The 17,956-nt window shown below is 68.5% G+C and carries 19 protein-coding genes and 1 pseudogene; 15 read left to right on the top strand and 5 right to left on the bottom strand.

The annotated features are described in order from the left end of the window. The 7 genes from MKK69_RS17305 to MKK69_RS17335 form a co-directional block, all read left to right on the top strand. Nucleotides 1-283: Rid family hydrolase (locus MKK69_RS17305; protein ID WP_243969806.1), on the top strand; the 283-nt coding region annotated here is incomplete at its 5' end. Beyond that, the gene (locus tag MKK69_RS17310; protein ID WP_243969809.1) at nucleotides 280-849 is read left to right on the top strand and encodes an MOSC domain-containing protein; all 570 of its coding nucleotides are present in this window, start codon (nucleotides 280-282) and stop codon (nucleotides 847-849) included. The genes MKK69_RS17305 and MKK69_RS17310, both read left to right, overlap by 4 nt. 4 nt (nucleotides 850-853) lie before the next feature. Then, the gene (locus tag MKK69_RS17315; RefSeq protein ID WP_243969810.1) at nucleotides 854-1,801 is read left to right on the top strand and encodes a PDR/VanB family oxidoreductase; all 948 of its coding nucleotides are present in this window, start codon (nucleotides 854-856) and stop codon (nucleotides 1,799-1,801) included. A 13-nt stretch (nucleotides 1,802-1,814) separates the two neighbouring features. Then, entirely contained in the window at nucleotides 1,815-3,404 is a 1,590-nt protein-coding gene (locus MKK69_RS17320; RefSeq protein WP_243969812.1) for an ABC transporter substrate-binding protein, read from the top strand. A 7-nt stretch (nucleotides 3,405-3,411) separates the two neighbouring features. Then, nucleotides 3,412-4,596: an acyl-CoA dehydrogenase family protein gene (locus MKK69_RS17325; RefSeq protein ID WP_243969814.1), complete on the top strand. Its 1,185-nt coding sequence runs from the start codon at nucleotides 3,412-3,414 to the stop codon at nucleotides 4,594-4,596. Next, on the top strand, nucleotides 4,593-5,258 hold the full coding sequence (locus tag MKK69_RS17330; RefSeq protein WP_243969816.1) for a 3-oxoacid CoA-transferase subunit A: 666 nt from the start codon (nucleotides 4,593-4,595) through the stop codon (nucleotides 5,256-5,258). The genes MKK69_RS17325 and MKK69_RS17330 overlap by 4 nt, the downstream gene beginning before the upstream one ends. Next, nucleotides 5,255-5,938, top strand: coding sequence for a 3-oxoacid CoA-transferase subunit B (locus MKK69_RS17335; protein ID WP_243969817.1), 684 nt, complete (start codon nucleotides 5,255-5,257; stop codon nucleotides 5,936-5,938). The genes MKK69_RS17330 and MKK69_RS17335 overlap by 4 nt, the downstream gene beginning before the upstream one ends. A 113-nt stretch (nucleotides 5,939-6,051) precedes the next feature. Here MKK69_RS17335 and MKK69_RS17340 read toward each other — a convergent pair whose 3' ends face one another. Further along, nucleotides 6,052-6,243: a helix-turn-helix domain-containing protein gene (locus MKK69_RS17340; protein ID WP_243969819.1), complete on the bottom strand. Its 192-nt coding sequence runs from the start codon at nucleotides 6,241-6,243 to the stop codon at nucleotides 6,052-6,054. Here MKK69_RS17340 and MKK69_RS17345 point away from each other — a divergent pair. Continuing rightward, nucleotides 6,235-6,549: a hypothetical protein gene (locus tag MKK69_RS17345; protein ID WP_243969821.1), complete on the top strand. Its 315-nt coding sequence runs from the start codon at nucleotides 6,235-6,237 to the stop codon at nucleotides 6,547-6,549. The genes MKK69_RS17340 and MKK69_RS17345 overlap by 9 nt on opposite strands. Before the next feature lie 202 nt (nucleotides 6,550-6,751). After that, nucleotides 6,752-7,048 carry a hypothetical protein gene (locus MKK69_RS17350; RefSeq protein WP_243969823.1) on the top strand — a complete coding sequence of 99 codons (297 nt, stop codon included), beginning with the start codon at nucleotides 6,752-6,754 and terminating at the stop codon, nucleotides 7,046-7,048. A gap of 59 nt (nucleotides 7,049-7,107) precedes the next feature. Here the strand turns inward: MKK69_RS17350 and MKK69_RS17355 are convergent, their stop codons facing one another. Then, on the bottom strand, nucleotides 7,108-8,580 hold the full coding sequence (locus tag MKK69_RS17355; protein WP_279598450.1) for a DNA modification methylase: 1,473 nt from the start codon (nucleotides 8,578-8,580) through the stop codon (nucleotides 7,108-7,110). 256 nt (nucleotides 8,581-8,836) lie between these two features. Next, nucleotides 8,837-9,754, bottom strand: coding sequence for a DUF5681 domain-containing protein (locus tag MKK69_RS17360; protein WP_243969826.1), 918 nt, complete (start codon nucleotides 9,752-9,754; stop codon nucleotides 8,837-8,839). 1,179 nt (nucleotides 9,755-10,933) lie between these two features. Here MKK69_RS17360 and MKK69_RS17365 point away from each other — a divergent pair. The 5 genes from MKK69_RS17365 to MKK69_RS17385 all read left to right on the top strand — a co-directional run bounded on the left by MKK69_RS17365 (nucleotide 10,934) and on the right by MKK69_RS17385 (nucleotide 16,068). Further along, nucleotides 10,934-11,554, top strand: a complete 621-nt coding sequence (locus MKK69_RS17365; protein ID WP_243969828.1) for a TetR/AcrR family transcriptional regulator — start codon at nucleotides 10,934-10,936, stop codon at nucleotides 11,552-11,554. Nucleotides 11,555-11,679: 125 nt separating this feature from the next. After that, nucleotides 11,680-11,910 (top strand): hypothetical protein, encoded by a 231-nt coding sequence (locus MKK69_RS17370; RefSeq protein WP_243969830.1) that lies wholly within the window; start codon nucleotides 11,680-11,682, stop codon nucleotides 11,908-11,910. 94 nt (nucleotides 11,911-12,004) lie between these two features. Beyond that, the gene (locus MKK69_RS17375) at nucleotides 12,005-12,688 is read left to right on the top strand and encodes a type 1 glutamine amidotransferase domain-containing protein (protein WP_243969831.1); all 684 of its coding nucleotides are present in this window, start codon (nucleotides 12,005-12,007) and stop codon (nucleotides 12,686-12,688) included. Nucleotides 12,689-12,789: 101 nt separating this feature from the next. Beyond that, complete coding sequence (locus MKK69_RS17380) at nucleotides 12,790-14,199, top strand: amidase (RefSeq protein WP_243969833.1); 1,410 nt, start codon at nucleotides 12,790-12,792, stop codon at nucleotides 14,197-14,199. Nucleotides 14,200-14,742: 543 nt separating this feature from the next. Then, entirely contained in the window at nucleotides 14,743-16,068 is a 1,326-nt protein-coding gene (locus tag MKK69_RS17385; protein ID WP_243969837.1) for an APC family permease, read from the top strand. Nucleotides 16,069-16,083: 15 nt separating this feature from the next. Here the strand turns inward: MKK69_RS17385 and MKK69_RS17390 are convergent, their stop codons facing one another. Together MKK69_RS17390 and MKK69_RS17395 are read right to left on the bottom strand one after the other, a co-directional pair. Then, nucleotides 16,084-16,647: a class I SAM-dependent DNA methyltransferase gene (locus tag MKK69_RS17390; protein WP_243969839.1), complete on the bottom strand. Its 564-nt coding sequence runs from the start codon at nucleotides 16,645-16,647 to the stop codon at nucleotides 16,084-16,086. Between the two features lie 321 nt (nucleotides 16,648-16,968). Beyond that, nucleotides 16,969-17,580: a helix-turn-helix domain-containing protein gene (locus MKK69_RS17395; RefSeq protein WP_243969835.1), complete on the bottom strand. Its 612-nt coding sequence runs from the start codon at nucleotides 17,578-17,580 to the stop codon at nucleotides 16,969-16,971. A 172-nt stretch (nucleotides 17,581-17,752) separates the two neighbouring features. On the opposite strand from MKK69_RS17395, the pseudogene MKK69_RS17400 reads away from it, so the two are divergent. Then, nucleotides 17,753-17,956: pseudogene (locus MKK69_RS17400) on the top strand (MFS transporter); the annotation flags it as partial.

Here is a 17,956-nt window from a genome sequence, read left to right on the forward strand (position 1 = left end):
CCCGGCGACGGGGGCGTTCCCGGAGGGCATCGCGGCGCAGACCCGCCGCGCGCTGGCCAACCTCGCCGCGGTGCTGGAGGCCGGAGGCGCCAGCCTCGCGAGCGTGGCCAAGACCACCGTGTTCCTGAAGGACATGAACGATTTCACCGCGATGAACGCGGTTTATGCCGAACACTTCCCCGGCGCGGCGCCGGCGCGCTCGACAGTCGAGGTCGCGCGCCTGCCCCGCGACGCGCTGGTCGAAGTCGAGGCGATCGCGCTGGCGACGGGGCCGGCGCGATGAGCGCGACATCCGCACCCCGCCATGTCGAAGCCTTCGCGCACGCGGCCGGCTCGGTGGCGACCGGCGTGCCCGGAGGGGCGACCGGCTGGCACGGGACGCTGCTCAACATCCACATTGCGCCGGCGGCGAGCTACGAGATGGAGGAGTTGGCCGAGGCCTACTGCGTCGCTGGCCGCGGCATCGAGGGCGATCGCTACTTTCTCGGGACAGGGACCTACTCGCCCAAGCCGGACACTCGCGAGGTGACACTCATCGAGCAGGAGGCGCTCGATGCTCTCGCGCGCAACGATCCGCCGCTTCAGGGCGGCCCGATCCATCTCTCGCCCGTCGATCACCGCCGGAATCTCACCGTGCGCGGCGTACCGCTCAATCATCTCGTCGGCCGCAGATTCCAGGTCGGTGAGGTGATCCTGCGCGGCGGTCGCCTGAACTTCCCATGCAAGTATCTAGAGGAACTGCTGGGGCAGCCGGTCTACCTGCCGCTCTACAATCGCTCCGGCCTGAATTGCGGGATCGAGCGCGGCGGGATCATCCGCCCGGGCGACCCGATCACCCTGTTGGATTGAGGCCATGTCCGCCCGCATCGTCATGAGGCTGACGGTCGTAGAGGCCGTCGCCACTACGCCGGAGGTGGTGCGGCTGACCTTCGCCCACCCACAGCGTCCCGAACTGCCTGCTTGGGAACCCGGCGCGCATGTCGACCTTCGTCTGCCGGACGGGCGCACGCGCCAGTACTCGCTGTGTGGCGATCCGGCTGATCGGAGCCGGTACGTCATGGCGATCAAGCGCGAGGATGCGGGCCGTGGCGGCTCGCTATGGACGCATGACAACCTCACCCCGGGCGCCGTCGCGCACGTGTCCCATCCGCGCAACAACTTCGGCGTGGCCGTCGAGGCACGGCGCCACGTCCTGATCGGCGGCGGAATCGGTGTGACGCCGCTCGCCGCCATGGCCTGGTATCTCGCCGCGCGCGGTGCCGATTTCGTCATTCATCTGTGCGCCCGTTCCGCCGAGAATGCCCCGCTGTTGGCCGAGTTGCAGGCGCTCTGCGGCGACCGGCTCCGCTGCTGGTTCTCCTCGGAAGGTTCGCGCTTCGACCCCGCGGCGCTCGGTGCGCCGGAGGACGGCGTTCATATCTATGCCTGTGGGCCTCAAAGGCTCACCGATGCCGTACAGGTCACGCTGGAAACCGCCGGCTGGCCGGTAGAGCAGGTGCATGTCGAGCACTTCGCGCCGATGGCCGACGAGAACTACAAACCGGAACCCTTCGACGCGCTGATCGCCTCGACAGGGGCGGTCGTTCACGTTCCCGCGGATGTCTCGCTGCTCGACATCCTGCGCCGTCACGGCTTTGCGATGCCCTCGTCCTGCGAGATCGGCGTGTGTGGCTCCTGCGAGTGCGGATACCGGGACGGCACCGTGATCCACCGCGACGTCGTGCTGCCGGTCGCCAAGCGCCAGGACCGGATGATGCCCTGCGTCTCCCGCGCCCGGGTAAACGTCACGCTCGAACTCTGAGGGTCGGCTGCCGATGACGTCGAGCCCCACGCGTCGCACCCTGATCGCAGGCGCTGCCGCTGTGCTCGCCGCGCCGCGGTTGGCTCTGGGGGCAGACGCGAAGACTCTACGCTTCGTGCCGCGCACGGATCTCGGCGTGCTCGACCCGATCTGGAGTTCGGCGATCATCACGCGCAACCACGCGTTCATGGTTTACGACACGCTCTACGGCCAGGATTCCAATTTCGAGCCGAGCCCGCAGATGGTGGCGGGTCACCGGATCGAGGCCGACGGACGCCTCTGGCGCCTCACCCTGCGTGATAGTCTCCTGTGGCACGACGGAGAGCGCGTGCTGGCGCGCGACTGCGTCGCCAGCATCCGTCGGTGGGGGGCGAAGGATGCCTTCGGCCAGGCGCTGATGGCCGCCACCGACGAGCTCGCAGCGCCGGACGACCGCACCATCGTGTTCCGGTTGAAGGCGCCGTTTCCCTTCCTGCCCCACGCGCTCGGCAAGTCCGCCGCCTTCTTTCCGGCGATGATGCCAGAGCGGTTGGCGACCGTCGGCCCGTCCAAGCAGATCACGGAGATCATCGGTTCAGGACCGTTCCGTTACCGCCCCGACGAGCGAGTGCCCGGAGCACGCAACGTCTACGAGCGGTTTGCCCCCTACAAGCCCCGGGACGACGGCACGGTCTCGCGTACCGCGGGGCCGAAGCGTGTGCATTTCGACCGCGTCGAGTGGATCACGATGTCCGATCCGGGCACGGCGGCATCGGCGCTTCGGGCCGGCGAAGTCGATTGGATCGATTACCCCGTGATCGACCTGCTGCCGATGCTGAGATCGAGCCCGGGCGTAGGCGTGAAGATCCTCGATCCGAAGGGCCTGATCGGCGTCTTCCGGATGAACCATCTGCAGCCGCCCTTCGACAATCCGAGGATCCGCCGCGCCGTACTCGCGGCTTTCGACCAGTCGGAGTTCATGCAGGCGGTGGCGGGCGACGACCGGAGCCTGTGGCGGGACGGCGTCGGCTTCTTCTGCCCGGATACCCCGCTCGCCTCCGCTGCGGGGATGGAGGTGGTGACCGGCCCACGCAACCTCGCGGCCGCCAAGCGGGCGATCGTCGAGGCCGGCTACAAAGGCGAGCCCGTCGCGCTGATCGTATCCAGCGACTTCCCTGCTCTGAAGGCGATGTCGGATGTCGCCGCCGAGACGTTGCAGAAGATCGGGCTGAACGTCGATTACCAGTCCCTCGACTGGGGCACGGTGCAGCAGCGTCGCTACAAGCGCGACCCAGTGGACAAGGGCGGGTGGAGCGCGTTCTGCACGAACTACGAGGGTGCCGATCTCGCCGATCCGGCCGGTCACCTCGCTCTGCGTACCAACGGGGCGCAGGCATGGTTCGGCTGGCCGAGCGACCCTAAAATCGAGGAGCTGCGGGATCGCTGGTTCTTGGCCGGGGATCTTGCCGAGCAGAAGGCCCTCGCCGCTGCGATCCAGCGCGCGGCTTTCGTGAGCGTACCCTACATCCCACTCGGCCAGTTCTTCGCGCCGACGGCCTATCGCTCGAACATCAAGGACCTCGTCGACGGGTTCGCGATCTTCTGGAATGTGCGCCGTGGCTGAGGATCCGATGGAGGCCGATGGGCTACTGTTGTCGGCTCAGGAGCGCGAGGCGGTCCGGCGTGGCCGCGCACTGGCGCTGTCCGAGATCGCTCCGCACGCCGCCGCCTGGGAGCACGCCGGCTCAGCGCTGCCGCGCCCGGTCTTCCGGGCCTATGCTGAAGCCGGCCTAATAGGGCTTGAGGTCTCCCGCCAACGTGGAGGATCCGGTCTCGGCTACCTGTGCAAGATCGGCCTCGCCGAAGCTATGGCTCGGACCTGCCTGCCAAGCACCTTCGCGCTGAACCTCGCACAGGGGATGGCGACGCGGATCGAACGCGAGGGCTCGGAGAGCCAGGTCCGGCGTCACCTACCGAGCCTTATCTGCGGCGAGCGGATCGCCGCGGTTTCCCTGAGCGAACCGGGTGCAGGCAGCGATTTCTCAGCGATCGCGACGCGGGCGGAGCGGGCGGCCGGGGGCTGGCGCCTGCACGGAACCAAGGCTTGGGTCACGAACGGCGCGCACGCCGATCTCGCCCTGGTCTACGCGCAGACCGAGCCCGGCAGCGGGGCAGCTGGGATCGCCAGCTTTCTGGTCGAGCTGCACGCGGATGGCGTCTCGCGCGTGGCCGACGTTCCGCTGATCGGCGGCCACGCGATCGGTGCTGCGACGATCGTGCTCGACGGCGTATTCGTGGCCGACGACGACCTGTTCGCGCCACCCGGGCAGGCGTTCAAGCGGGCGCTGACAGGCATCACCGGTGCGCGTATCCACGTCTCCGCCATGGCCTGCGGCATCGTCACCGATAGTCTAGCGCGTGCTGTAGACCACGGGCGGGTTCGGCACAGCTTCGGTCGCCCGCTCATCGAGCACCAAGGCTTGCGCTGGAGCCTCGCCGACGTCGCCACCGGCCTGGAGGCGGCGCGTGCTCTGACCTACAGCGCCGCGCAGCGGATTGCCGCGGGCGCCGATGCTACGCTCGCGGCGGCGCACGCCAAGCGGTTTTCCGCCGATATGGCGCTCTCGGGCGTGGCCGCCTGCATGCAGGCGATGGGAGGCGTCGGGCTGCGCGCCGACCTGCCGTTCGGCCGCCACCTCGCTGCGGCGCGAATCGTGGCCTACGTCGATGGGACCACCGAGATGATGCGTGACAGGATCGGCGCGGACTTGGCCCGGCGTCGAGGTGGTCGACTGAACCCGGAGGCGCCGCGATGATCGACAAGCGCGCGGCCGGATTTCATGAGGCGGTCGAGGGAATCGAGACTGGCCACACGGTGATGGTCGGCGGTTTCGGAGACGCGGGCGTCCCCATCGGCCTAGTCGCGGCCGTGCTTGAACGCGGGCCGCGCGACCTCACCGTAATCGCCAATAACGCCGGCTTCCACACGGGGGACATCAGCGACTGGCTGAGCGCAGGCCTCGTGCGCAAGGTGATCTGCAGCTATCCGCGCACCTCGCCGACCTTCGTCGCGCTCTACCGTCAAGGCAAGGTCGATCTGGAGCTGGTACCGCAGGGGACCCTCGTCGAGCGCATGCGCTGCGCCGGGGCCGGGCTCGGCGGCTACTTCTCCCCGGTCTCGGTAGGGACACTCCTCGCGGCGGGCAAGGAGGTCCGCACGATCGGGGAACGCGACTATGTGCTGGAGGTGCCATTGACTGCCGACTTCGCCCTGATCCGGGCGCGGCAGGCCGATTTGATGGGCAACCTCACCTACAACAAGACCGCGCGCAACTTCGCGCCGGTCATGGCTACGGCCGCCCGCATGGTCGTGGCCGAGGCGAGCGAGATCGTGGACGTCGGCGGCATTGATCCAGAGGCCGTGATCACGCCCGGCATCCTCGTCGATCGGATCGTTCAGCAGAGGCTTCGCGTATGACGCCACTCAGCCGCGACGACATCGCCCGCCGCGTCGCACGGGCCCTCCCACATGGGGCCGTCGTCAATCTCGGAATCGGCCTGCCTGGCCTCGTCAGTCGCTATGTGGAGCCAGCCCAGGACATCGTCCTGCACAGCGAGAACGGGATCATCAACTTCGCCGCCTTACCGGACAGCGGCGCGGCAGATCACGACAGCATCGACGCCAGCAAACGGCCGGTCACGGTCCTTCCGGGCGGCAGCTACCTCGACGTCGCTCTCTCCTTCGGCCTCATGCGCGGCGGCCATTTGGATGTAGCGGTGCTCGGCGCCTTCGAAGTGTCGGCCCGGGGCGATCTCGCGAACTGGTGGACGGGCAAGCCCGGTGATGTTCCCGGCGTCGGTGGCGCGATGGATCTCGCCTGTGGCGCCAAGTCGATCTGGGTGATGATGGAGCACACGACGCGGGACGGCCAGCCTAAGCTCGTGGATTGCTGCAGCTACCCGCTCACGGCACCAGCCGTAGTCGACCGCATCTTTACGGATCTTGCCGTCCTCGACGTCACGCCCGATGGGCTGTCTGTCCGCGAACTCCTGACGGGTATCGAGCCGGACGAACTTCAAGCCCGCACCGCGACGCGCCTCATCTTCTCCGATACAAACCGGATCGATGCTCGCATCCTCGATCAAAGGGCGCGCTAATCCCGGCATTGGCCGCTTTGTAGACGAGCCCCAAGCGGACTGAACGGCTGATATGGGCGCAAAGCCGAAGGTCCGGTTTCTGCGCCGAGTAGCCGGTAGGGTCGGGTCAGCCGTCATGGCACGGTATCGCCCGCCACTTTCATACCGTCCGGATCGAGCAGCCGAGCGAACAGCTTGAGTGGGTCGGCTTCGACCGCACGGGCGATGGCGATGAACTCGACGAGGTCTAGGCGACGCTCTCCGCCTTCGTACTTGGCCACGAACGATTGAGGGCTGCCCAGCCGCTGGGCGAGCTGGTGCTGCACTGGCCGCTCGATACCTTACGGGCAGTATTCGCAGTGCGCTGCGAGGCCGAGGGCCGCGATCCCGGCGTTGTGCTGGGAGATCTGATCGGACCGGAGGCCGATCCGGAGGCGTTCTGGGAGGGCGTGCGCACGAACCTTCAGGCCGGGCGGGTGCGGCTCTTGTTCGTCGCCGATCGTGTGCCACCAGAGCTGCGTCGCGTCGTCGAGTTCCTCAACCGGCAAATGCAGCCGGCCGAGGTGCTGGCAGTCGAGCTGCGCCAGTACGAGGGCCAGGGGCTGAAGACGCTGGTGCCGATTGTGCTCTGAGGCGGCCAAAGACCGCAAGGGCGGCCCGGGCCGCGCGGCGTTGCCCAAACGGGCCTGGGACGAAGCGAGCGTGATGGCGGAGATCGCCGCGTGCGGCAACGCGGCGGTGCTCGCCACCGCCCGGGCGATCGTCGCCTGAATCCACCGTCGGGCGGACCGCGTCGCCTTCAATGCCAATCCCACGTTCGGCGCGCTGGGCGCGGTGTTCGAGAAGGACGGGGTCGCCATCCCGGCGCTGCGGATGTTCAGCGACGGCACGATGGCGGTGTACTTCGGGTATATGCTCGGCAAGCCGGTGTTCGACGATCTCGGGCTGCGGCAGACGCTGCTCGACCGGCTGAACGCGGTGCCGGGCATCCGATTGCCACTGGACGCGGTATCTAAGCGCAAGACCATCCCGCTCGCACCGCTCACCCCCGAGGCCACCGCCAGCTTCCTCGAAGCGATGGACTGGTTCGTTGACACGCTGCGCGCCGGCGCCTCAGCGACGAACGCGTAGCGACGCTGGAGCCGACGCCCTCATGAGCAGCCTCGCGCCACCCGAGAGTCGGGAGCGGGTCATGACCCGCGGGCTGGCCGAGATCGGCCGACGCGACGCCCATCACTCGCTGCGCTCCCCGACCGAACCGGGGCCGGTTCGGATTCACGACGGGACGCGAGCGCGGCGAAGGTCTCGCCGCTCTGCAGATGGACGGCCTCGGTCTTCGTCGTGTCCTCGAAACGCCGGATGATGAGATCGACATAGAGCGGGTCGATCTCGATCCCGACGCAGCGCCGACCCGTCAGCTCGGCAGCGATCAAGGTCGAGCCGGACCCAAGGAAGGGATCGAGCACGGTCTCACTGCGATCGGTTACGTCGAGCAGCGCATCCTTCAGCATCGCCACGGGCTTCACCGTTGGGTGATCGGCGAGACCCCGCCGTGCGTCGGATCCAGCCGTCGAAGCGCCGGGATAGGTCCAGAGATTCGTGCGCCAGCGTCCGTTCTGCCCGAGCTTCACGTTGTTGCGGTGGGGTGCGTGTCCTTTTTTAAACAGCGGCATCAGCTCGTGCTGCGACCGGTACAGGCCGCCCATCCCGGCGTTGGTCTTGCCCCAGACGATGAGGTTCAGCTGTTCCAACCCGAGGCGACCTGCGGCGCGGTCGACCGCGCTCAACCCCCGCCAGTCGATGAAGGTCGCCAGCAGCCCGCCATCGACGAGACACTCCGCAGCCTGGCTCATCCAAGCGTCGTTGAAGCGGGCGAACTGCTCGTCGCTCATCTCGCCGCTCGCCATCGCGAACTCGCGATGATCGCCGCGCGTCACATGTCCGGCGATAGCCACGTTGTAGGGTATATCGGTCAGCACAAGGCGCACCGGTCCAACCGCGAGCTTACCCAGCCAGTCGGCCGCCTCGCGCGCGTCGCCGCAGACGACCCGGTGATCGCCGCAGCTGAAGACATCGCCCTGTCGCGTCACGCCGATCGCGGCTGGGTTCGGCACGAGATCGGCCGGGTCGGGTTCATCGTCCTCATCCCCGAGCCGGATCGCGTCGATCAGCACGGTGTCGATCCCGACGACCTCGATCGGCGCCCCCGCGACCACCAGCTCACGCAGGATGACCTCGATGGACGCGAGGTCGTAGGTCGCCTTCTCGGAGAGCACGTTCACGCCGAGCCTAATGAGCTCCCATTGCTCCGGCGTCGTGATCTCCACCAGCACGCACGGGATGGTTTCGAGGCCGAGGCGCTTGGCCGCTTCGACCCGACTGACCCCGTCGAGAATCCTGTCATCCGTATCGATCAAGACGGGATCAACGAACCCCACGGTCGCGATGCAGGCCGCGATCTGCGCCACATGCGTCTCATCGAGCTTATGGATCTTCCGCTCCGCAGGGCGAAGGTTCGCGGGATCACGCCGGACCAAGCACAGGTTCGGCATGAGATCGTTACGATGCGGCGTTGTGAGGCTGGGGACGGAAGCCGGCTGCTTCCTTCGGGCCCTGCGCTCGGCATCCCGCTTCAGCAGGGCGGCCTTCAGGTTCCTAGTCATCGCTCTGTCCTCCCAGGCGGGACCGTGTTCGGACGCGCGGCAGGGACGGCGGCGGATGGACCGCTGGCGCGGTCACGGCGGGGGCCGGCGGGCGCGAGCGCGTCCTGATCCGTGCGGGCGGCGCCGACGCGATCGGTCGATCCGCGAGCTGGCGCTCCAGCGTCGTCTCGAACGGCGGGATCGGCCCGTAGACCCGCTGGTGTTCCTCGAGCAACCGAGCCTTGACCGTCGGCAGCAGGAGCCTCCACGCGTGCTTCTACCGAGCTGCCAAATCCGCCTTCTGGCCGACCGTGAGGCGGGGCCGACGTCGCGCCTTGGGCGGCGGCGAGAGAAGGCCGAGCCCCTCCAGCATGATCAGGAGCTCCCTCACCTGCTGGTGTGCCCCGCACACGCCGTGCATCGCCGCGGTGAACAGCTGCCGGACCGCCACGGCGATCGCCGTCGCCTTGCGCGTGCGTCCGCCGGACGAGACGCCGATGAGCTTCATCATGGCCTTGCGGTGGGCGTCCCAGGGATCACCGGTGGCCCGCGCCGCGCCCGAAGGGTTGCCGCTTTGGCCGGGTCGCCAGCGCGTGTGCACCGGCGGCTTGCGGTAGCCAACCTCGGATCCCCCGGCCCGACGCCGCTGCGCCGCCATCCGCCGCGCCGCGGCGCGTTCGACTCCGGGCCTGATGGCGTCGACCTCCGGCTTCCACTCGAAGGGCACGAGCGTTCGGATCGGACGGCTGCTTGGATAGTGGGCCTCGTACGCCCGCTGAATCTCCGGCAGGATCCTGCAGCAGATATGCGCCGCTTGCAGATGAGCGTGATCGCAGAGCAGCGCGTCACGGGCCAACCGCAGTTTTGTGGCCGCGATGTCTAGATTTTCCACTTTGGAAGCGTGTAAAATACCCTTGTCGATGAGGAATTTGGTCAGCCATGTCTGTTGACGTATGGCGCCGATCACGCCGCGCGCCGCATCCTCGCTCGTTTTATCGAAGTAGACGTCGAGGAGAAACCTCCTCTTGACGCTACCGTTCTCCCGAACCTCGATCAGACCGAAGGTCGCCTTCCGGATATGGTTGATCGGGCTGTTGAAGCCGAGGCGCTCGATCTCGGCTGCGGCTTCCTGGCGTCGGCGTTTGTTCTTGAACGCGGTACGGGCCATCTGGGCGCTCTCCATCTGCGCCAGCACGCACGCGGGATCGCGTGCGGGTCAGGCGGTAAGGAAAGTGCCCCGGGCATCCCGGCGCTTGCTCCGTTGGAAAGCTTTATCGCCGACAGTTCTCAGAGTTGTCAATCTAAAAATCCCGAAGACGGGTCGAAGGCTGACATCGTCATAGCTCATCCTCAACCAATATACCCTGTGCTCGTTTTTTGGCTGAGTGATAGGTCCAATCTGATCTTTGGCTGAGTTCGCGGAATAGCTCAGAGCTGCTTCAGTGCCGACCACCGCCCGTTAGATCGGCTCCGGCGTGGCGCGCTCCGAGGCGACGGCGACGCGATGCGTGGGTTCATCGCCGTCGCGACGTCAATCATTCCCTTGATTTCGGATGCGTCTCTGGGCGTCGGCAAAGAGATCCGTGCCAGCTGCGTAAGAAATCCCTGCTCGATGCTTGAAAGGTCCCTGCTCGGAAGCTGACAGATCCGTGCGTGAACGCGCGCAAACCAGAGACCGGTTCGAGCCTGACTGCCCGCACCACCAGGCCTTTCTGGTGGACCATAGCGTTCGGTGCTCAGCGGCGATCGAGCGGCTGCGAGTGACCTTGCGTCGCTGATGTGGACCCGCTCTCGTGGAGCCCTTCAGGCTTTCCCACGGGGTGCCACCGATGCCCCACCCACGTCCGCCCTATCCCGCTGCGTTGCGCCGTCGGTTCGCCGATCGGGTCCGCATCGGAGGTGACCCCGCAGACCTAGCCCGTGGGTTCGAAGCTTCGGCTCGGGCCCTCCGGAACTGGGGCGCAGTGGCTGATCAGAACGAGGATCGCCGGGGGGCAAGGACCGAGACCCTCATGGCCGCCGCACGTGAGGCCCTGATCCGTATCTTCCGGTTCACGAGCGCCGACCGGGCACCTGTCCCATCGCCGTCATGGCCCGCGGGCCCGGCGTCTCGGAAGCAGGCTACCATGCCTGTCGGAGGCGGGAGCCCTCGGCCGACGCCGCAGGTCTCCGCGGCGGCGGTGCCGCGTTCGTGGTGACCGGCCTCGTCGAGGTCCTCGTCCCCGCGCGGTCGGCATTCACCCCGCGATCGGCTCGGGCATGGCGGCTGGCGCGCGTGAGGCCTCGGAGCCGGTTGGGCGTACCGCGAGACCCCTCCGGCAAAAAAATGTGCGCCCCTCTAGACGACCGGTCTAATCGAGTCTATCTGGTCCTCATGACACGCGCCACCGCACACACCGACACCCGGCAGGATATCCTCGACACCGCCTACGGCCTCGTGGGCGCGAAGGGGTTCTCCGGGGTCGGGCTGAACGAGATCCTGACCTCTGCCGGTGTGCCGAAGGGGTCGTTCTACCACTATTTCGGCTCGAAGGAGGCCTTCGGCGAGGCCCTTCTGGCAGACTACTTCGAAAGCTATCTCGCCGATCTCGATACGACGCTCGCCGAGCCGGGGCTGAGCCATGCCGAACGCCTGATGAACTATTGGCGGAAGTGGCAGGCGACACAGGGGAATATCGACTATCAGCGCAAGTGCCTGGCCGTTAAGCTCGCGGCGGAGGTCTCGGACCTCTCCGAAGCGATGCGCCTCGCCCTCAAGGGCGGCACCGCCGGCATCATCGACCGCGTGTCGCGGGCGATCGCGGCCGGCGTGGCGGAAGGTTCGCTCAAGGTCGAGAGCGAACCGCACACGGCTGCAGAGGATCTGTATCACATCTGGCTCGGTGCGAGCCTGATGGCGAAGATCGTGCGGACCGACGCACCGTTCGAGGCCGCCATGGGAACGACCCGGCGCATCCTCGGGCTCGCTTCGAACGGACCGAGCCCTTCGAACTGATCGACCCCTCGGCGTTGGCGATACGACGCCGAAATGGCCAAAAAAATAAGACGACCGGTCTACTCAAAACGTCAGCCATCACGTCCCCCGGGCCGGCGGGGGACAGCATCGGAAAGGAGAGAACCATGTCTCACCGCACGAAGACGTTCGCCGCCGCCTCCCTCGCGGCCGCCGGCCTGATGGCACTCCTGGGCACACCGGGCGCGTCGGCTCAGGAGCGGATCACCCTGGAGACCATCGGCGCCGTCCGCATGGCCAGGGTCGAGGAGGTCCGCGGGGCGGACCCGGAACGCCAGCCTGCGAATGCGGCGTCGGCGCGCGACCAAGCCGCGGGACGCACCACGAGGGCGCGATAGCGCCGATCCGCCATCCCCACGCCGGCGCCCTGCACGCAGGCCCGGCGCCTCGCCCCCCCCCTGCCACCGAAGCAAGAGACCCCGGAGACCGACGATGAAGATCCTGATGGTACTGACCTCGCACGACCAGCTCGGCGACACCGGCCGGAAGACCGGCTTCTGGCTGGAGGAGCTGGCGGCCCCCTATTACGTGTTCAAGGATGCGGGTGCGGAGGTGGTCCTGGTGTCGCCCAAGGGCGGCCGCCCGCCGCTCGATCCGAAGAGCGCCGAGCCGAACGTCCAGACCGATACGACACGCCGCTTCGAAGCGGACGCGGCGGCCATGGCGGTGCTGGCTGATACGGCGCGGCTCGATGCCGTCAGCCACGCGGGCTTCGACGCCGTCTTCTATCCTGGCGGGCACGGCCCCCTCTGGGATCTCGCCGAGGACCCCGCCTCGATCGAGCTGATCGAGGCGACACTCGGGGCCGGCAAGCCCCTGGCCCTGGTCTGTCATGCCCCCGGCGTCCTGCGCCATGCCAAGACGCCTGATGGGAAGCCCCTCGTCGAGGGCCGGAACGTCACCGGTTTCGCGAACACGGAAGAGGAGGCCGTCGGCCTCACCCGGGTCGTTCCGTTCCTGGTCGAGGACGAACTCAAGCGCAACGGCGGCACGTACGCCAAGGCCGCCGACTGGGAGCCGTACGTCGTCACCGACGGCCTGCTCATCACCGGCCAGAACCCTGCCTCGTCCGGACCCGCCGCCGAGCGTCTGGTCACACGCCTCGCGAACCGCTGAGGGCAGCCCCCGCGTCGTCCTCGCACATCATCGCCCAGGATCGTCGCCTGGCCAAGCCACGGCGATCCACCCGCATCAGCGGTCTCGAAGGATCTCAGCCCATGACCACCGACATCGTCTTCTCGGACGCGACCCGGCTCGCCGATCTGATCCGCACACGGCACCTCTCGCCCGTCGAAGTCGTGCGGGCCCACCTCGACCGCATCCGGGCGGTCGACCCCAAGGTCAATGCCATCGTCACCGTCGCCGACGGCGCGCTCGCCGCCGCACGGGAGGCCGAGGCGGCCGTCTTGGCGGGCGAGGCGCTCGGCCCCCTGCACGGCGTCCCGTTCACCGTGAAGGATTCCATCGATACGGCAGGCGTCCTCACCCAGCGCGGCTCACCCATCTTCAAGGGGCGCCGGCCGGATACCGACGCGACGAGCGTCGCCCGCCTGAAGAAGGCCGGCGGCATCCTGCTCGTTAAGACCAACCTGCCGGAGTTCTCCTACTGGATCGAGAGCGACAACCTGCTCTCGGGCCGGTCGAACAACCCCTGGGACCTTTCGCGCACGCCGGGGGGCTCGAGCGGCGGCGAGTCGGCGGCCATGGCGGCGGGCATGTCGCCGCTGGGCCTCGGCACCGACCTCGCCATCTCGATCCGGGGGCCGGCCGCGCAGACCGGCATCGTCTCGCTCAAGGCGACCCACGGGCGCGTGCCGATGACCGGGATCTGGCCGCGGGCGCCCCGGCGCTTCTGGCACGTCGGTCCCATGGCACGCTCGATCCGCGACCTCGCGCTGGCTTTCTCGCTGCTCTCCGGCCCCGATGGCGAGGACGGCTTCGCGTCGAGCGCCGGCCCGTTCAACGCGAGTTCGGCAGCCGTGCCCGACCGTCCGCTCCGGGTCGGCTGGCTGGTCGAGCCCGGCTTCGGACCCATCGACACGCAGGTCGCAGCGACCGTCCGGGCGGCGGCCGAAGCCCTCGAGGGCGCGGGCTGCGTCGTGGACGCCGTGCGCATCCCGGCTCTGGAGCGCGACTCCGCCCTGGACGTGTTCAACAAGCTCCACGTCATGGAGATGAAACCGGCATTCCGGGAGGCGACCGCCGGGCGCAGCCCGGACGAGATCTACAGGATGGCCAGGACCATGCTGGCGCTGCCCGACACGTCCATGGCGGATTACATCGCGGCGGAGCAGGCCGCGGAACGGCTCCGCGACGGATACGCCGCCTACTTCCGGGATTACGACCTGCTGCTGACGCCCGTGCTACCGGTCCCGGCGCACAAGCACGGCCTCCAGGAGCTTGTCGTCAACGGGGAGACGGTCGACCTGACCTTCCTCCAGGGTGCGACCGTGCCGCTGAACGTGACGGGCCTGCCGGGCCTGTCGATGCGGTTCGGGACGAGCCACGAGGGGTTGCCGATCAACGTACAGGTGGTGGGTCGCTGGCAGGCGGAGGCGACGATCCTGCACGCCGCCGCGCTGCTGGAAGCGGTCAGCCCGGTCCGCGACCTTCATCCGAGCCTGTAGGCGGTTCGCAGGGCACCGGGCGGGCCGGACCCGGGCGCAGAAGGCCAGGATGCTCGAACGCATCATGGCGGAGACGAGCGCGATCCTCGGCATCTCGGATCAGGACGTCTGGGTCGACATCTCCGACATCCCGGCCCCCCTGTCCTGGAATTCGGCACCGTGCTGCCGGAGCCGGGTCAGGCGGATGCGTGGCTCGGATCACGCCCCGACGCCTTGCGTGAGACGCTCGGCCGGGTCGCCTGAATCGCGGTTCGCCCCGTCTCCCACCGTTTCGGATCCGGACGTCCGATGCGTTTCGACCTCGACGGCGGAAAAATGGTTTTCCGGCCTCGCGGCCGGGGATAGACCAATCGCATATCGTCAGAGATGCCGGTTCATCGCCTCCGATCCATCGCCGTCCCTGGGACAGGCGGGCGACGTCGCGGCTCGGAACCTCTGCCGTCCTCCGCGAAGGCTTGGCCAGCCCGATCCGCAACGGGCCCACGGAGCGCTTGCGATGAACGCGCACAGGCCTCGGCGGAGACGCTCGTGACCGGCGATCCGATGCCGTCCGGCCCCCCACCGGCCGTCTCGACCCTGGCGGCGACGGCGCTCGTGGTCGCCGACATGGTCGGCATCGGCGTCTTCACCAGCCTCGGGTTCCAGGTGAGCGACATCCAGTCCGGCTTCGCGCTGCTGCTGCTGTGGTTCATCGGCGGCATCGTCGCGCTGTGCGGGGCGTTCAGCTACGCCGAACTCGCCGCGATGTTTCCCCGCTCGAGCGGCGAATACAATCTCCTCACACGGGCCTACGGTCCGGCAATCGGGTTCATGGCGGGCTGGCTCTCGGCCACGGTCGGGTTCAGTGCGCCGGTGGCGCTGGCCGCGATGGCGTTCGGGCAATACGCCGAGGCGATCCTGCCGGGGGTGCCACCGCTCCCCCTCGGTCTCGCGGTCCTGTGGGCCGTCACGGCCATCCGATTGCGCGGGGGACGTCGCGGCGAGGCCATCCAGGTCGGCTTCACGCTGCTGAAGCTCGCGCTGATCGCGGCGTTCATCGTCGCGGGCTTCGCCACCGGCGGCGACCAGCCGATCAGCTTCACGCCGCGCGCCTTCGACCCGGGGCAGATCTTCAGCGCCGGCTTCGCCGTGAGCCTCGTGTTCGTGATGTACGCCTACTCGGGCTGGAACGCGGCGACCTACATCGTCGGCGACCTGGCCGATCCGCCCTACAGCCTGCCCCGGGCGCTGTTCGTCGGGACGGGCCTCGTGGTCGTGCTCTACGTCGCGCTGAACGCGGTGTTCCTCTACACGACGCCGCTGGCCGAACTCGCCGGACAGGTCGATGTCGCCCTGATCGCGGGGCGGCACGTCTTCGGCGAGACGGGCGGCCGCCTCGTCGGCGCCCTGATCTGCGCCGGCCTGATCCCGAGCCTCGGCGCGCTGATGTGGATCGGCCCGAGCGTCACGGTGGCGATGGGCGAGGACGTGCCGCTGCTGCGTCTGTTCGCGCGCCGCTCCCGTACCGGCGCGCCCGTGGCCGCGATCCTCCTCCAGGCCGGCATCGCCAGCCTCCTGCTCCTCACCCGGAGCTTCGAGGCGGTGCTCGATTTCATCCAGTTCGGCCTGACCGTCTGCGCGTTCCTAACCGTGCTCGGGCTGATCAAGCTGCGCATCACCCGGCCCGACCTGCCGCGGCCCTGCCGGGCCTGGGGCTATCCGGTCACGCCGCTGATCTTCCTCGCCGTCACCCTGTTCATGCTGGTCCACCTCGTGGCCGTCCGGCCCCTCCAGTCGCTGGCGGGCCTCCTCATGATGCTGGCCGGCCTCCTGCTGTACGGCGTCACGACCGCGCGGGCGCGGAACGCGGCGGACCGGTCACAGCGCTGACGCGGCGGCCTGCGGTCAGCGGACGGGGGGCGCCCCGGACGCGAGCCCCCGCAGCACATCGAGCCGGTATTCGGCGGTTCGCGACTGGGTCAGCACCTGCGCGAAGCCGCGCGCGCCTGCGATGAAGCCTTCGGCGGCCTCGTCGCCGGAGAGCGGATAGTGGGTGACGCCGAGCCAGTGAACCAGCACGATGTCGCCGCCGGGCAGCAACGCGCCTGCGACCCGCGCGACGAGGCGGGCGAGATCGGCGCGGTCGAGATAGTAGGCGACCTCCGAGATCACGATCAGGTCGAACCGCCCGTCCGGCCACGTGCCGGGCACGGCGGCCAGCATGAAGTGCACGTTCGGGCAATCGGCGCAGCGTGCCCGTGCCGCCTCCAGCACCGACGGCACGACATCGAGTCCGATCAGCGCGTCGCACCGGGTGCAGAGCTGGTGGGTGAACACGCCGATCGAGCAGCCCACATCCAGACCGGATGTGTAATGGGACCGCGGCAGGCTCGCGAGCGTCGCCGCGTACTTGTCGCGCTCGTAGGGGCTGGTGGCGAAGTGCCAGGGGTCGGTTTCGGTGGCGTACATGCCCTTGAAGTAGTCGGGATCCAGGGTCGTCGATCGACGGCCGGTCTGGGTTCCGCCCGGCGCGCCCGGGCCTGTCTCGGCGCCCTCCGCCCAGCGCGTCCCGAGCATCATGCCCGTGACGATGGCGCTCCCGGAGCGCAGCAGGCGGCGGCGTGACGGTCGCTCGCGGTCGCGCACGATAAGCCTCTCCGCGTCCGTGAGTGCAGGCCGGTGCAACGGCGCCCAGTGACGACGGTTCCGAAGTTCGACCTGGGATCGGGTGAGCGCGCCCATGGTGGTGCTGCTGCGCGCCAGAGGCGGCCGGCAGGAGCCGGCCGGGCCTCAGCGCAGCCGCGTCGCGTCGATCACCAGGAAATACTGGCAGGCGTCCGGGCCGAGATTGGTGAAGGCGTGCCCGGCATCGGCCTCGAAATACAGGCTGTCGCCCTCCTCGACCACGAGGGCGCGGTCGCCGATCGTGGCGCGCAGGCGTCCCTTCAGCACGAAGATGTATTCCGACACGCCGCGGCGATGGGCGACGAACTCCCCCGTGGTGGCGCCCGGCGGCAGCGTGTTGAGCACCCAGTCGATCCCCCGCCCGGGCAGGACCGGAGAGAGGCAGCGGCGCAGGAAGCCCGACGCCTCGTCGCGCAGCACCGGCTGGCGGGACGCCGGGATCAGCAGCACCTCCAGGTCGGTGGCGGGCGCCATCAGCCGGGAGAAGGTCACGTCCAGCGCTTCGGCGAGGCGCGACAGGACCGCCGTCGACGGCACGGCCTCGCCGCGCTCGATCTTCGAGATCATCGAGCGGCTGACCCCCGACACGGCCGCCAAGGCCTCGAGGGAGAGATCGCGCTTCTTCCGCCGGCGCCGGATCTCCTCGGCAAGCACCTGAATCTGGGAGCGCGCCTCGGCCTCGATCTGGACGCGCCGCACCTCTGTCGTGACCGTCATTCGCGTTTCGTCCTGGTCCTCCGGCTGACGCGTCATCCCTGAGCGCCCGGGGCTGATCGGTCGGGTGCTTAGCATAGGTCGCGTGGGAGCGCCCCCGCGACCGGAGCCCGCAATTGGCACGCCGCTTGTATGAGACGGAGTGGAAATTCCTCCTGCAAAGTGGATGCCCCCCATGCCCAACGCCGCAGCGCCGTTGGATGCGACACGGATCGCCGAGCCGGGCGCGGTGACGCACGCGGACAGGCGCCAGATCGTCTGGTCGAGCGTCATCGGCACCACCGTCGAATGGTACGATTTCCTGATCTACGGCACGGCCAGCGCGCTCGTCTTCAACAAGCTGTTCTTTCCCAGCATCGACCCCGCGGTCGGCACGATC

The sequence above is a fragment of the Methylobacterium sp. J-026 genome, from assembly GCF_022829585.1.
Classification (GTDB): Bacteria; Pseudomonadota; Alphaproteobacteria; order Rhizobiales; family Beijerinckiaceae; genus Methylobacterium.

Bases quoted from the DNA above. Each gene is read 5' to 3' on its own strand.
- MKK69_RS17380 (WP_243969833.1), top strand. From the start codon at position 12,790: ATGACCACCGACATCGTCTTCTCGGACGCGACCCGGCTCGCCGATCTG.
- MKK69_RS17320 (WP_243969812.1), top strand. From the start codon at position 1,815: ATGACGTCGAGCCCCACGCGTCGCACCCTGATCGCAGGCGCTGCCGCT.
- MKK69_RS17375 (WP_243969831.1), top strand. From the start codon at position 12,005: ATGAAGATCCTGATGGTACTGACCTCGCACGACCAGCTCGGCGACACC.
- MKK69_RS17390 (WP_243969839.1), bottom strand. From the start codon at position 16,647: ATGTACGCCACCGAAACCGACCCCTGGCACTTCGCCACCAGCCCCTAC.
- MKK69_RS17325 (WP_243969814.1), top strand. From the start codon at position 3,412: ATGGAGGCCGATGGGCTACTGTTGTCGGCTCAGGAGCGCGAGGCGGTC.
- MKK69_RS17385 (WP_243969837.1), top strand. From the start codon at position 14,743: ATGCCGTCCGGCCCCCCACCGGCCGTCTCGACCCTGGCGGCGACGGCG.
- MKK69_RS17365 (WP_243969828.1), top strand. From the start codon at position 10,934: ATGACACGCGCCACCGCACACACCGACACCCGGCAGGATATCCTCGAC.
- MKK69_RS17330 (WP_243969816.1), top strand. From the start codon at position 4,593: ATGATCGACAAGCGCGCGGCCGGATTTCATGAGGCGGTCGAGGGAATC.
- MKK69_RS17310 (WP_243969809.1), top strand. From the start codon at position 280: ATGAGCGCGACATCCGCACCCCGCCATGTCGAAGCCTTCGCGCACGCG.
- MKK69_RS17355 (WP_279598450.1), bottom strand. From the start codon at position 8,580: ATGACTAGGAACCTGAAGGCCGCCCTGCTGAAGCGGGATGCCGAGCGC.
- MKK69_RS17395 (WP_243969835.1), bottom strand. From the start codon at position 17,580: ATGACGGTCACGACAGAGGTGCGGCGCGTCCAGATCGAGGCCGAGGCG.
- MKK69_RS17315 (WP_243969810.1), top strand. From the start codon at position 854: ATGTCCGCCCGCATCGTCATGAGGCTGACGGTCGTAGAGGCCGTCGCC.
- MKK69_RS17370 (WP_243969830.1), top strand. From the start codon at position 11,680: ATGTCTCACCGCACGAAGACGTTCGCCGCCGCCTCCCTCGCGGCCGCC.
- MKK69_RS17335 (WP_243969817.1), top strand. From the start codon at position 5,255: ATGACGCCACTCAGCCGCGACGACATCGCCCGCCGCGTCGCACGGGCC.